This window comes from Methylomonas aurea, from assembly GCF_024505045.1.
GTDB lineage: Bacteria > Pseudomonadota > Gammaproteobacteria > Methylococcales > Methylomonadaceae > Methylomonas > Methylomonas aurea.
On sequence record NZ_JANIBM010000010.1, the window covers coordinates 96,363 to 108,891 of the forward strand.

Annotated in this window: 13 protein-coding genes; 8 read left to right on the forward strand and 5 right to left on the reverse strand. The window is 54.7% G+C overall.

The annotated features are described in order from the left end of the window. The 6 genes from rfaD to NP603_RS10855 all read left to right on the forward strand — a co-directional run bounded on the left by rfaD (position 1) and on the right by NP603_RS10855 (position 7,626). Complete coding sequence (rfaD, locus tag NP603_RS10830; RefSeq protein ID WP_256610898.1) at positions 1–948, forward strand: ADP-glyceromanno-heptose 6-epimerase; 948 nt, start codon at positions 1–3, stop codon at positions 946–948. Positions 949–1,038: 90 nt separating this feature from the next. Then, positions 1,039–3,432: a phosphoenolpyruvate synthase gene (ppsA, locus tag NP603_RS10835; protein WP_256610899.1), complete on the forward strand. Its 2,394-nt coding sequence runs from the start codon at positions 1,039–1,041 to the stop codon at positions 3,430–3,432. A gap of 308 nt (positions 3,433–3,740) precedes the next feature. After that, positions 3,741–3,995 carry a hypothetical protein gene (locus NP603_RS10840; protein ID WP_256610900.1) on the forward strand — a complete coding sequence of 85 codons (255 nt, stop codon included), beginning with the start codon at positions 3,741–3,743 and terminating at the stop codon, positions 3,993–3,995. A gap of 323 nt (positions 3,996–4,318) precedes the next feature. After that, positions 4,319–5,584: a lipid IV(A) 3-deoxy-D-manno-octulosonic acid transferase gene (gene waaA, locus NP603_RS10845; protein ID WP_256610901.1), complete on the forward strand. Its 1,266-nt coding sequence runs from the start codon at positions 4,319–4,321 to the stop codon at positions 5,582–5,584. 85 nt (positions 5,585–5,669) lie between these two features. Continuing rightward, entirely contained in the window at positions 5,670–6,881 is a 1,212-nt protein-coding gene (locus tag NP603_RS10850; RefSeq protein ID WP_256610902.1) for an argininosuccinate synthase, read from the forward strand. 127 nt (positions 6,882–7,008) lie between these two features. After that, positions 7,009–7,626, forward strand: coding sequence for a hypothetical protein (locus NP603_RS10855; RefSeq protein WP_256610903.1), 618 nt, complete (start codon positions 7,009–7,011; stop codon positions 7,624–7,626). A 78-nt stretch (positions 7,627–7,704) separates the two neighbouring features. Here the strand turns inward: NP603_RS10855 and NP603_RS10860 are convergent, their stop codons facing one another. Together NP603_RS10860 and cysG are read right to left on the reverse strand one after the other, a co-directional pair. Continuing rightward, the gene (locus NP603_RS10860) at positions 7,705–8,040 is read right to left on the reverse strand and encodes a c-type cytochrome (protein WP_256610904.1); all 336 of its coding nucleotides are present in this window, start codon (positions 8,038–8,040) and stop codon (positions 7,705–7,707) included. A 212-nt stretch (positions 8,041–8,252) separates the two neighbouring features. Then, a complete protein-coding gene (gene cysG / locus NP603_RS10865) occupies positions 8,253–9,638 on the reverse strand; it encodes a siroheme synthase CysG (RefSeq protein ID WP_256610905.1) in 1,386 nt (461 codons plus the stop codon). Between the two features lie 73 nt (positions 9,639–9,711). Here cysG and NP603_RS10870 point away from each other — a divergent pair, with 73 nt between their 5' ends. Next, positions 9,712–9,942 (forward strand): sulfurtransferase TusA family protein, encoded by a 231-nt coding sequence (locus NP603_RS10870; RefSeq protein ID WP_140912583.1) that lies wholly within the window; start codon positions 9,712–9,714, stop codon positions 9,940–9,942. A gap of 5 nt (positions 9,943–9,947) precedes the next feature. On the opposite strand, the gene NP603_RS10875 is transcribed toward NP603_RS10870, so the two are convergent. Beyond that, entirely contained in the window at positions 9,948–10,601 is a 654-nt protein-coding gene (locus NP603_RS10875) for a histidinol-phosphatase (RefSeq protein ID WP_256610906.1), read from the reverse strand. Between the two features lie 153 nt (positions 10,602–10,754). On the opposite strand from NP603_RS10875, the gene rppH reads away from it, so the two are divergent. Next, positions 10,755–11,282, forward strand: coding sequence for an RNA pyrophosphohydrolase (gene rppH / locus NP603_RS10880; protein WP_256610907.1), 528 nt, complete (start codon positions 10,755–10,757; stop codon positions 11,280–11,282). Here the strand turns inward: rppH and NP603_RS10885 are convergent. Continuing rightward, the gene (locus NP603_RS10885; RefSeq protein ID WP_371928831.1) at positions 11,279–12,061 is read right to left on the reverse strand and encodes a metallophosphoesterase; all 783 of its coding nucleotides are present in this window, start codon (positions 12,059–12,061) and stop codon (positions 11,279–11,281) included. The genes rppH and NP603_RS10885 overlap by 4 nt on opposite strands. Positions 12,062–12,070: 9 nt before the next feature. Further along, positions 12,071–12,523: a GDP-mannose mannosyl hydrolase gene (locus tag NP603_RS10890; protein ID WP_256610908.1), complete on the reverse strand. Its 453-nt coding sequence runs from the start codon at positions 12,521–12,523 to the stop codon at positions 12,071–12,073. Positions 12,524–12,529: the final 6 nt, after the last annotated feature.

The following is a 12,529-nucleotide window of genomic DNA, read 5'->3' on the forward strand; positions in this document are numbered from 1 at the left end:
TTGATCATCGTAACCGGTGGCGCCGGCTTCATCGGCAGTAATCTGGTATTGGGGCTGAACGCCCGCGGTTACGATGATATTTTGGTGGTCGACCATTTAAGCAACGGTATCAAGTTCCGTAATCTGGTCGATTGCCGCATTGCCGATTATCTCGATCGCGCCACGTTTCTCGAGCGCCTGCAGCAAGGCCGATTCCAGGCCGAATCGATAGAGGCGATATTCCATCAGGGAGCCTGTTCCAGTACTACGGAATGGGACGGCCATTACATGATGGACAACAACTATGAATACAGCAAAACCCTGTTTCATTATTGCCAAAGCCACAAAATCCCGTTTATTTACGCATCCAGTGCGGCAACTTACGGCGCCGATCTGACCTTCAAGGAAGAACTGGCTTACGAAGGGCCGTTGAATGTTTACGGTTATTCCAAGTTTCAATTCGACCAGTATCTGCGCAGGCAAACCAAACTGACTGCGCAAGTGGTCGGTCTGCGTTATTTCAACGTGTACGGGCCGCGCGAGGCGCATAAGGGCAGCATGGCCAGCGTGGCGTTTCATTTGCATAACCAAATTAAGCAATCGGACGAATTGAAATTATTCGAAGGTTGCGACGGTTATGCCGACGGCGAGCAACGCCGCGATTTCATCTATGTCGGCGATGTAGTCGACGTCAATTTGTGGTTTCTGGACCATCCTGAAGTCAGCGGCGTCTTCAATTGTGGCACCGGACGTAGCCAGACCTTCAACGACGTAGCCAAGGCCGTGATTCGGTTTTATCAGCGCGGCCACATCAAATACATCCCGTTTCCGGAGCATCTGAAAGGCTGTTACCAGAGTTTTACCGAAGCCAATCTGGAAAAACTTCGCGCCGCAGGTTGCCTGCATCAGTTTAAATCGGTGGAAGAGGGCGTGCAGCTCTACATGGAGTGGCTGAGCCGTCAGCGTTAACCGCGCTGATGCCGAAAATCCTGGTTGCGGCCGCGTTCCAAGCGCGTATGCTTATATCGATAAGCATAATTAAAGCCAAGGAGTTCCCCAATGTCCCAAGCCTACCGATACATCCGTTGGTTTAACCAACTCAGCATCCAGGATATCCCGCTGGTTGGCGGCAAGAACGCGTCGCTGGGCGAAATGTACCAAGCCTTGGCCGTAGAGGGTATCCGGGTGCCGAACGGCTTCGCGATCACCGCAGACGCCTATCGTTATCTGTTGGATCAAGCCGGCGCTTGGCCGCGCTTGCACGAGTTATTGGACGAGGTCGATGCCGACGACGTTGCCGATCTGGCCCGTCGCGCCCAGCAAGCCCGCGATTTGGTCTACGCCGCGCCGCTGCCCGCTGATTTGCAGACCGAGATCAATGCCGCATTTGCCGAATTGCAACAGCAGTACGGCGAGGATTTAAGCGTCGCGGTGCGCAGTTCGGCGACCGCCGAGGATTTGCCCAACGCCAGTTTTGCCGGACAGCAGGATACTTATTTGAATATTCGGGGTGGCCACGGCTTGCTTGACGCCTGCAAGCGTTGCTTTGCCAGCCTGTTCACCGACCGGGCCATCCATTACCGCATCGACCAGGGTTTCGACCATTTCAAGGTCGCGCTGTCGATCGGGATCATGAAAATGGTGCGCTCCGACTTGGCGGCCAGCGGCGTGATGTTTTCGCTGGATACCGAATCCGGCTTCCAGGATGCGGTATTCATCACAGGCGCTTACGGCCTGGGTGAAAACGTGGTGCAGGGTGCGGTCGATCCGGACGAGTTTTACGTGCACAAGCCGACCTTTGCCCAAGGCTACCGTGCGGTGCTGCGCCGCAATCTGGGCGCGAAGAAAATCAAGATGGTTTACAGCGACGGCAGCACCCGCGAGCCGGTACGCAACATTGCCACTGCCAACGCCGAGCGCCGCCGCTTTTGCATCGCCGACACCGAAGTGCTGGAACTGGCCGACTATGCGATCAAAATCGAGACGCACTACAGCCGGCCGATGGACATGGAATGGGCTAAGGATGGGCTGGACGGCAAACTCTACATCGTGCAGGCCCGGCCGGAGACGGTGGCTTCGCAGCGTAGCGGTAACGTGTTGGAACAATACCGCTTGTTGGAGCAGGGCGTGGTCATCGCCCGCGGCCACGCGGTCGGCAGCAAAATTGCCGCTGGCAAGGCGCGGGTGATTGCCAGCGTTGCGCAGTTATCCAGTTTCAAGCCCGGCGAAGTGTTGATCGCCGATATGACCACGCCGGACTGGGAACCGGTCATGAAAACGGCCGCCGCCATCGTCACCAATCGCGGCGGCCGTACCTGCCATGCGGCGATCATCGCTCGCGAACTGGGCGTGCCGGCGGTGATCGGTTGCGAGAACGCGACGACGGCAATAGCCAGCGGCGGCGAGGTCACGGTCAGTTGCGCCGAGGGTGACGCCGGCAAGGTCTATCAGGGCCGGGTCGAATTCGAGGTGCTGCGGACCGATCTGGCGCAAATGCAGCGGCCGAAGACCAAAATTATGCTGAATCTGGGCAATCCGGAACTAGCCTTCAAGCACAGCTTTTTGCCGAATGACGGCGTCGGCTTGGCGCGGATGGAATTCATCATCACCGAATATATCAAGGCGCATCCGCTGGCCTTGATTCATCCGGAGCGGGTTCAGGATGCCGCCGAGTTGGAACAACTCAAGCGCTTGACCGAGGGTTACGAAAAGCCGGAAGAGTTTTTTATCCAGCGTCTGGCCGAAGGCGTGGCGACGATTGCCGCCGCGTTCTATCCCAAGCCGGTCGTAGTCAGAATGTCCGATTTCAAGACCAACGAATATGCCACGTTGTTGGGCGGGCGCTGGTTCGAGCAGGACGAAGCCAATCCGATGATCGGTTTTCGCGGCGCTTCGCGTTACGTGCATCCGGCCTACGCCGAGGGTTTCGCGTTGGAGTGCGCGGCGATGAAGCGGGTGCGCGAGACGATGGGCTTAAGCAATCTGATATTGATGATCCCGTTTTGCCGGCGCATAGACGAGGCGGAGCGGGTGTTGGCAGCGATGGCCGGCCACGGCTTGCAGCGCGGCGACAACGGTCTGGAAATCTACGTGATGTGCGAGATTCCGAATAACGTGATTCTGATCGATCAGTTTGCCGAATTGTTCGACGGTTTTTCGATCGGCTCCAACGACTTGACGCAATTGACGTTGGGTGTGGATCGCGACTCGGAAATCGTCGCCAACGACTTCGATGAGCGCGATCCCGGCGTCAAAACCATGATTCGGCTGGCGGTAGAAGGGGCTCGGCGCAACGGCCGCCATTCCGGTTTGTGCGGCCAGGCGCCGTCGGATTATCCGGAAATGGCCGAATATCTGGTCGAAATCGGTATCGATTCGATGAGCTTGAACCCGGATACGGTATTACAGACCACCCAAAGAATATTAGCGCTTGAAAACCGGCTGCGGCGTTGACAGGTTGGGGGGTGTGGCGCCTACGCCGGCCTCAACATTACGAGTTCGGGAACTTACCGAATCAATGTGCTGAGCGATCTGATGCATCCAGGTTTTACCATTTGGAATGCCGGAACAACTGCGGTGGGTACCTGGAACGCAAACCACGTTATTGGCCAAACATCCAGCGTTACCGAACTGATGCCTGATTCATCCGCTGGGCGCACGTTCAGTTACTTTGCGCATGCCATCCAGGTGCAGCATTTACTACCGGTAATGCTGGTACCGGCGTATGGTCTGTAGCCGGTCAAACCATTGGTGCGGCGGGTGTGAACAGCGGCGATACCACAATTGGTAACGGTGCGCCTGAAATGACTTCGTTGAGCGTATTTTTTAATGCCGGCCATTATCTGTTAGCTGTCGGCGGCGCTTGTCCAACAGGCGTTTGTGCCGATGTTGGCGCTAAAGGCTTTAAAGCGATTAATGCCAATGTTTCCGCAGTCCCCGTTCCCGGTGCGTTATGGCTGTTCGGCAGCGCAATGTTGGGCTCGATTGGTTTAGGCCGCCGTAAGGCGGTTGTTTGAAAATGCTAAACGAATGAGGGCGGGTCAACAGAAGTTCACTCAGGATGACTCAGTAAGACTGCCAAGGATGGCAATACGGCTTACGAATGCGCCGGTTTCACGGCTCAGGATTCAATAAGGGGGGCGTCGCGAAGTCGGCTAGCCGGTTTTATTTTCGCGTCAGTTTAGGCGCCACGCCGTAAACTCCCGTTCTTAGCGGCGGTTCCAGTCTGTTACAATCCTTGCGTTAACAGCGCGTTCGCGCTCCTTTCAATCATCGTAAATCGACCGGAGTGTTCTGTAGGTTGGGCAGGACATGCTGGGTTGTTTGTGTTTTTCCGTTGATGCGTCAGCTCTATACAGCGATATTTTATTTAATCTTGCCCGTGATTTTGCTGCGCCTGTACTGGCGAGGAATCAAAGCGCCACCTTACCGGCAGCGCTGGCGCGAACGTTTGGGGATTTATCCGTTTCAATCCAGGCAGGGCGTGCTCTGGGTTCACGCGGTCTCGGTCGGCGAAGCCGAGACGGCGTTTCCGCTGATCAAATTGATGCAAATCCGATATCCGGAGTTGCCGGTGCTGGTGACGACGACCACGCCGACCGGTTCGGCGCGAGTGCGCGCGGTGTTGGGCGAGAGTGTCGAGCATGTTTACTTGCCGTATGATTTGCCTCTGGTGGTGCGCCGCTTTATCGCGCATTTTCGGCCTCGCCTGGCGGTGGTGATGGAAAAGGAAATTTGGCCGAACCTGTTTGCCGCTTGCGCCGAGGCGGCGATTCCGCTGTATGTCGTCAATGCGCGGTTGTCGGCAAGGTCGGCGCTGTCCTACCAAAAAATTCCCGCCCTAGTGCGGCCTGCATTGGCTGGTGTGGCGGCGATTGCAGTGCAAACCGGTGAAGACCGGGCGCGGTTTATCGAGATCGGAGCTCAACCCGAACGCGTGCGAGTGCTCGGCAATATCAAATTCGACGTGACGATAGAGCCGGAGGCGGTGGCGCAAGGGCAAAGCCTGAAGGCGCAGACATTTGCCGGGCGCTGGGTTTTGCTAATCGCCAGTACTCATCATGGTGAAGAAGAGGTGTTCCTCGAACTGTATCCGCAGCTCAAAGCCGCTCTGCCCGAATTGCTATTACTGATCGTGCCGCGACATCCCGAGCGCTTTCAGCTGGTGCGGGCGTTATGCGAGCAACGCGGGCTGCAAATGGTAATGCGCAGCGAGCAACGAACTTGCAGCGCACAGACCGACGTTTATATCGGCGACAGCATGGGCGAATTGAAAATGCTGTATGCCGCCGCCGATGCCGCATTCGTCGGAGGGAGTTTGGTTCCGGTCGGCGGGCACAACGTGCTGGAGCCGGCGGCTGTCGGCGTACCGGTAATGTTTGGTCCGGAAATGTTCAATTTTCAGGAAATAGCCGAGTCCATGCTCGCCGCCGAAGCGGCCATTCAGTGTGTCGGGGCTCAGACAGTGCCGGCCGCAGTGTTACGCCTGTATCAAGATATCGAATTTAGAAATCGCTTGGTCGGCAACGCCAGACAGTTTGTCGCCGACAATCAAGGTGCGGCCGAACGGACTGCAGCATTATTGGCTGAAAGTTTGGATGTTTGAAGCCGTGCTGGCGGTTTGCCGGAAAGCACTCGGTGTTTTCCGTTATAATCCGCCGGTTTTTAATTTTTTAGGTGTATAGCGGATTATGTCGGATATTAAAAAAGTGGTGCTGGCCTATTCGGGCGGTCTGGATACTTCGGTGATCTTGAAATGGCTGCAAGATGTTTACCAATGCGAGGTAGTAACATTTACCGCCGACATCGGCCAGGGCGAAGAGCTCGAGCCGGCACGAGCCAAGGCTAAGGCAGCAGGCATCAAGGAAATCTATATCGACGATTTGCGCGAGGAATTTGCCCGCGATTTCGTATTTCCGATGTTTCGCGCCAATACCATTTACGAAGGCGAATACCTGCTGGGTACCTCCATCGCCCGGCCGTTGATCGCCAAGCGCTTGATCGAAATCGCCAACGAAACCGGCGCCGACGCGATTTCCCACGGTGCCACCGGCAAGGGCAACGACCAAGTCCGCTTCGAGCTGGGCGCGTACGCGCTACGTCCCGACATTAAGGTCATTGCGCCGTGGCGGGAATGGGATTTGAATTCGCGGCAGAAATTGCTGGATTATGCCGAGAAGCACGGCATCTCGGTGGAGATGAAGAAAGGCAAATCCTCGCCTTACTCGATGGATGCCAACTCGCTGCACATTTCCTACGAAGGCCGAATCCTGGAAAATCCGTGGACCGAGCCGGAGGAAGATATGTGGCGCTGGAGCGTGTCGCCGGAAAACGCGCCGGACCAAGCCACTTATGTCGAATTGGATTATCAAAAAGGCGATATCGTCGCCATCGACGGCGAACCGCATACGCCGCACCAGGTCATGGAAAAGCTGAACAAAATCGCCGGTGCCAATGGCGTAGGCCGTTTGGATATCGTCGAGAACCGTTATGTCGGCATGAAGTCGCGTGGTTGCTATGAAACGCCGGCCGGCACCGTTATGTTGAAAGCCCACCGCGCGATCGAATCTCTGACTCTGGACCGCGAGGTGGCGCATTTGAAAGACGAATTGATGCCGCGCTACGCCTCTCTGATTTACAACGGTTATTGGTGGAGTCCGGAGCGCAAAATGTTGCAAACCATGATCGACGAGTCGCAAGTCAACGTGAACGGTAAAGTCCGTGTCAAGCTTTACAAAGGCAACGTGATTGTGGTGGGTCGCCAATCCGAAACCAACAGTTTGTTCGACGAAAATATCGCAACCTTCGAAGAAGACGGCGGCGCCTATAACCAAAAAGATGCCGAAGGCTTTATTAAACTGAATGCGCTGCGCATGCGGATTGCGGCAAAAAAAGGCCGCTGAAGTCGAGGGCAGAAAACAGGACATTTTTCTGCAAGCTTGTATAATGCCCCGATAACTTGCCGCCAGCCGTACGGTGTATTAGGCCGGCCGGCGGTAAAGCTTCCCGATTAGCAACATTAAAACAATAATGAGCGACATGCCTGAGATTAATCTGGATGAAGTCACGAGCGACAAACGTGAGATTGTCTATTTGCGGACCGCAAGCCAGCATCAGGCATTGGTAAAAGCCAACCGCGTTTTGTTGCTGTTGGTGATGGGATTGATGGCAGTTGTGTTCGTGCTGGGTTTTGTGTTGTTGCCCCGGCAAAACCTATTAACCGAAATCCAAAAACATCAAGCCATTTCCGCGGTTTATGCGACCCAAAACCCGGCGTTATCGGCCGAGATCAGTGCCTTGAAAGGTCAATTATTCGGTTTGTTGAGCGGGTCTATCGAAAGCAAATTGCGCACGTTGGAAGAGAACATCAAAAAAGGCAGCGTCGCCGATTCGCTGGATACGATACGGGATTTGAAAGGCGACGTAAAAATCCTGACGACTTACTCGATCGATTCGCCGGCCAGAGCCGATGGCGCAGCGGTCAACCAAGTCTTGATCAAGGAATTGAACGACGTCAAGGATTTGGTTTATCTGACCTTCGTTTCTTGCGGCTTGATGATTGCTGCCATTGCCGGCGTTTGGTTGCGCAGCCGCTACCGTCTAACGCATCAGCGCAGTCGCCAGACCTATCTCGGCAGACGCGATTAGCCTGCTCTTTTATTTAACTCATAAAAAAGCCGCTATCCGTTATGGATAGCGGCTTTTTATTTGTCTGTCGAGCGGCGGTTATTTTTTCAAATATTCGTAGATTGCGTCGATAGCTTGGTCTTCGGTGTAGCCGGCTTTTTTGACAGGACCGACTTCCATGATCGCTGCAGTTGCTTTAGGCATGCCGTTTTTGCCGTTTTTCAGAACGCTGGCGAATTGGTCTTTCGGCAGTTTGCCGGCTTTGATCAGTTCTTTCAGTTGTGGGTTAGATGAGATGTCATGGCAAGCGCCGCAACCACGGCCGAAAGCACGTTCGTAAATTTTTGCGCCGATTTCTTCCGCTTCGTTAGCTGCAACTTGGCCGCTGATCGCGATAAGAGCTGCGCCTACTAATAAACCGAATGATTTTTTCATTTTCTTCTCTCGTTGTGTTTAAAAAAAGAACTGCGTATTGTTGTTTGAATAAGCAGCTCACTGGGAAGTTAAGCGGGTAAAGGATAGGGAACTTTAGCAAAAAATTCAATCGATTTTCTGTGGCGCCGCGGCCTTTAACCCGCTTGCGGCCTGATTTTTTCAACCAAAACTTAAATTTGGCTGAAATCGGGAATTAATCCCGCAAGCGGCCATTAGCCGGGTTGAAACCACTCCAATTGTTCGCGTAAGCGCACGACGGTGCCGACAATAATCAGCGTCGGCGGTTTGATATCGGCGTGCTCCACTTTCTCCGGCATATCGCTCAAGGTTCCGGTGATGACCCGTTGGTGGCGGGTGGTGCCTTGTTGTATCAGGGCGATGGGTTGGTCGGCAGGGCAGCCGTGTTCGATCAAGGACTGGCAAATCGTTTCCAGACCCACCAGGCCCATGTAGATTACGATGGTTTGATTAGGGGCTGCCAATTGGCTCCAATTCAGATTGATATTGCCGTCTTTCAGGTGGCCGGTAACAAAGGTGCAGGATTGGGCATGGTCGCGATGGGTCAACGGGATGCCGGCATAGCTGGCACAGCCCGCTGCGGCGGTAATGCCCGGCACCACTTGAAACTGAACGCCCTGTTGCATCAACGTTTCGATCTCTTCTCCGCCGCGGCCGAAAATAAACGGGTCGCCGCCTTTCAAACGGGCCACGCGTTTGCCGGACAAGGCCAGATCGGCGAGTAGTTCGTTAATGGACTCCTGCGGCAGGCTGTGGTTGCTGCGTTGCTTACCGACGTAGATTTTTTCGGCGTCGCGGCGGGCCATTTCCAGAATCTCTTTCGACACCAGCCTGTCGTAAACGATCACGTCGGCTTGCTGCATCAGTCGCAAGGCGCGGAAAGTCAGTAGGTCAGGATCGCCCGGTCCGGCACCGATCAGATACACTTCGCCGCGGCTTTGCGTCTGCTCGGCCGCATCCAGTTTGGCTTGCAGTTCGGCGGCAGCTTGGTCGCGGCGCCCGGAGAACACCATCTCGGCGATATTTCCCTGCAATGCGTCTTCCCAGAACACTCGGCGGCGAGCCGGGTCTGGCAAACGCCGTTTGACCAATGTCCGGAAGTCCTCGGCAAATTGCCCTAGCAGGCCGAACGCGCCAGGGATAGCCGCTTCCACCTTGGCGCGCAGCAAACGCGCCAACACCGGCGATACGCCGCCGGAAGAGATCGCGACTGTCAATGGCGAGCGGTCGACGATAGCGGGAAAGATGAAGCTGCATAAATCCGGGTTATCGACCACATTGACCGGTATGTTGCGTGCATTTGCTGCTTGGGCGACGGCTTCGTTGACGCTTCTGGTGTTGGTGGCCGAAACCACTAGGCACATCCCGTCCAGGTCGCTATCGGCGAAATTTTTGTGCAGCAGGGTTAGCCGGCCTTCGGCTGCCATATCGGCAACGCTGTTGCCGATTTCCGGAGCGACCACGCTTATTCTGGCGCCGGCTTTTGCCAATAACTCAATTTTTCGGCTGGCGATTTCGCCGGCGCCGACTACCAAACAAGGCTGGCCTTTGAGTTTTAAAAATAGCGGAAAGTAATCCATGGTCCTTGATTTTCGCGGTCTGGGGTTGATGTTATGATATTTGCAGTCAATTAGCGATTGAGCGAATACCAATATGATTGAATTTGATTTGGAAGTCGACGCAAGTGGTTTGCAGTGCCCATTGCCGCTGTTGCGCCTGAAAAAAGCCATTATGGAAATCAACAGCGGTTCGGTGGTTAAGGTTATCGCCACCGATCCGGCCGCCCATCTCGATTTCGGCGTCTACATCGATCAGGCCGGGCACCAATTGGTTCATAATTTGCGCGATGCCGACCGGCAGATCTTTTACATCCAGAAAAAATAATAGGCTTAGCGCAGGCTGATGATAGGCCAATTGGCTAACTCCGCAGCCTGCCTCAATTTTTCGTCCGGATCGACGGCTACCGGACGGTCTACCAGGTTCAACAACGGCAAATCGTTATGCGAATCGCTGTAAAAACATGAACCCTCCAACGTTTCCGCCGATTCGGCCAACCAATCCCGCAACAGATCGACCTTGCCTTGTTGAAAGCAGGGTGTGCCTTCGAATTTGCCGGTGTAACGGCCGTCTTTGAATTCGGGCGTGGTCGCCAGCAAGTTGTCGATGCCGTAAAGTTTTACGATCGGTTCGGTCACGAAACGGTTGGTCGCGGTGATCACCAGCAGCGTGTCGCCGGCCTGGCGGTGCCGGTCGATTAGCTCCCTTGCCGCGTCCAGCATGATCGGTTTAATCAAGCTATCGACGAATTCCTCCCGCCAACGGTAAAGCTGGTTGGCCTCGTGCTGCGCCAGCGGCGCCAACGAGAAATGCAGAAATTCGACGATGTCCAGCGTGCCTTGTTTGTAATCCTCGTAAAATTTTTTATTGGCTTGTTCGTAATGGTCTTTGTCGACGATGCCGCGATCGACCAGAAATTGGCCCCATAAAAAGTCGCTGTCGTCGGCGATCAGCGTGTTATCCAGATCAAAAATCGCTAAGCTCACGGCAAACCTGTCGTCGTAAAGAAAAAGATAAGGCCGGTAGCGTCGGCCGAGTATTTGTGGAACAATTGCGGCATTAATTTTAATGGCCGCACCGTTGTTGATTTTAACATTCCGGCATCGATAACCGGGCGGCAAATGATACAGGTTTTTTACATGATAGACTCGAAAGGATACCGGCCGAACGTCGGGATTATCCTTTGCAATGACGAGGGTCGTGTGTTTTGGGCCAAGCGCAAGGGCGCGAATTCGTGGCAGTTTCCGCAGGGCGGAATCGACGGCGACGAGGACCCGGAAACCGCGATGTACCGGGAGTTGTGGGAGGAGACCGGCCTGCGCGCCGAACACGTGCAATTGTTGGGTAGAACCCGATACTGGTTGCGCTACAAATTACCCGAGCGCTACATCCGCAAAAATTCCACGCCGTTGTGCATCGGCCAGAAGCAAATTTGGTTCATTTTGCGGCTGAACACGGACGAGTCGATGGTGCGGTTCGATTGCGGGCACAAGCAGGAGTTCGATAGCTGGAAATGGGTCGAGTATTGGTATCCGTTGAAGGACGTGGTTTACTTCAAGCGCCGCGTTTACCGGAAGGCGATGGACGAGCTCGGCGCGTTGCTGATTGCCAACGATGTCGGCGTTAATGCCGAAAGCTATTTGTCGGGTAGATTGGAGGCCTGTTAGTAGCTGTTTAAATCCAGCCGCAACTCCGGTTGTTCGGCATCGATTCTATAGCAAGCGGTAATCAGTCGGCCGTCACTGTAAAGTTCGAACACACGGTAACCGGGAGGCCTGATATCCAATTCGAATTCGGTTGCACCGGGTTTGAATTGGAAACAACTGGCCGGTGCAGAGATGATCTGGATGGAACGATGGCGTTTCTCCATTTCCTGATGCAAATGGCCGCAAGTAATGGCTTTGACTTGCGGATATTTTTCCGCAATTCGCAACAATTCCTCTCCGTTCTCTATCATCATGCTGTCCATCCACGGGCTGCCGCTGGCAAGGCAATGGTGGTGTACGGCCAGCAGCGCCGGTAAAGCGCAAGTCGCTAATGTTCGATCTAAAAAGTCCAATTCCTCGCCGGTCAAATAACCGCCGGGACATCCCGGTTTTTGGCTGTTCAAACCGATAATTTGCCAATCTGGAAATACCCAGTGTTTGCGGCAGCTCGATTTGCCGACGTTCAATTCGATTTGCATTAACGACCAATCGTCGTGGTTGCCTGGCAGGCACAGGCAGGGCGTCGCGTACCGGTTTAAATGGCGGGCGATACGCTGGTAACTGTCCGGAGCGGGATCCTGGCCCAAATCGCCGGTCAATAGCAGTAGATCGAATGCACCGTGCTGGGCAAAAGCCGCGTTCAAGACTTGCGCGAAATAGTATTCGGTATCCACGCCCAACAACGTATCGCCGGCATGCGGCAGGATGTGCAGGTCGGTCAGTTGCAGGATTTTCAGCACGGCTATCGGTTAGCGCAGATAAGGGAAATAGGCTTGGCTATTCGGATGCACCAGGCCCAAGTCGTCGTCGGCGCCGATCCAGCGGTACGCGCTGTGTTGCTGCGCCGGCAGGCGGGACGACTCCAGCCCCAAGCTGAGTTGGTAGCCCAATACCACGTAGTGGGTGCTGATGCCTGGCGCGTCGGCAAAATTGGTGTCGTATAAATGAGTAAACGCGCCCAACAAACGGCCGTCGGTTACATCGTAAGCCGTGCCCAATTCGGTTGCGGTGATGCGGCGGAAGGCTTGCTCCAATGTTTCCGATTTATAGATTCTGCCGCCCGGCACGAACCAGTAGCCCTGGGCCGGTTGGTTGACGCGTTGCCCCATCAGAATTTTGCCGTCGGCGGAGCTGACGATCAAATCGATTGATACCAGTGGTGTTAAATCGACCACGTTGAGAAAGTCCTGTTTGGTGAGCATAGCGAG

Excerpts from the sequence above, each read along its gene's own strand:
- ppsA (WP_256610899.1), top strand. The coding sequence starts at position 1,039 with ATGTCCCAAGCCTACCGATACATCCGTTGGTTTAACCAACTCAGCATC.
- waaA (WP_256610901.1), top strand. The coding sequence starts at position 4,319 with ATGCGTCAGCTCTATACAGCGATATTTTATTTAATCTTGCCCGTGATT.
- NP603_RS10850 (WP_256610902.1), top strand. The coding sequence starts at position 5,670 with ATGTCGGATATTAAAAAAGTGGTGCTGGCCTATTCGGGCGGTCTGGAT.
- NP603_RS10855 (WP_256610903.1), top strand. The coding sequence starts at position 7,009 with ATGAGCGACATGCCTGAGATTAATCTGGATGAAGTCACGAGCGACAAA.
- NP603_RS10860 (WP_256610904.1), bottom strand. The coding sequence starts at position 8,040 with ATGAAAAAATCATTCGGTTTATTAGTAGGCGCAGCTCTTATCGCGATC.
- cysG (WP_256610905.1), bottom strand. The coding sequence starts at position 9,638 with ATGGATTACTTTCCGCTATTTTTAAAACTCAAAGGCCAGCCTTGTTTG.
- NP603_RS10870 (WP_140912583.1), top strand. The coding sequence starts at position 9,712 with ATGATTGAATTTGATTTGGAAGTCGACGCAAGTGGTTTGCAGTGCCCA.
- rppH (WP_256610907.1), top strand. The coding sequence starts at position 10,755 with ATGATAGACTCGAAAGGATACCGGCCGAACGTCGGGATTATCCTTTGC.
- NP603_RS10890 (WP_256610908.1), bottom strand. The coding sequence starts at position 12,523 with ATGCTCACCAAACAGGACTTTCTCAACGTGGTCGATTTAACACCACTG.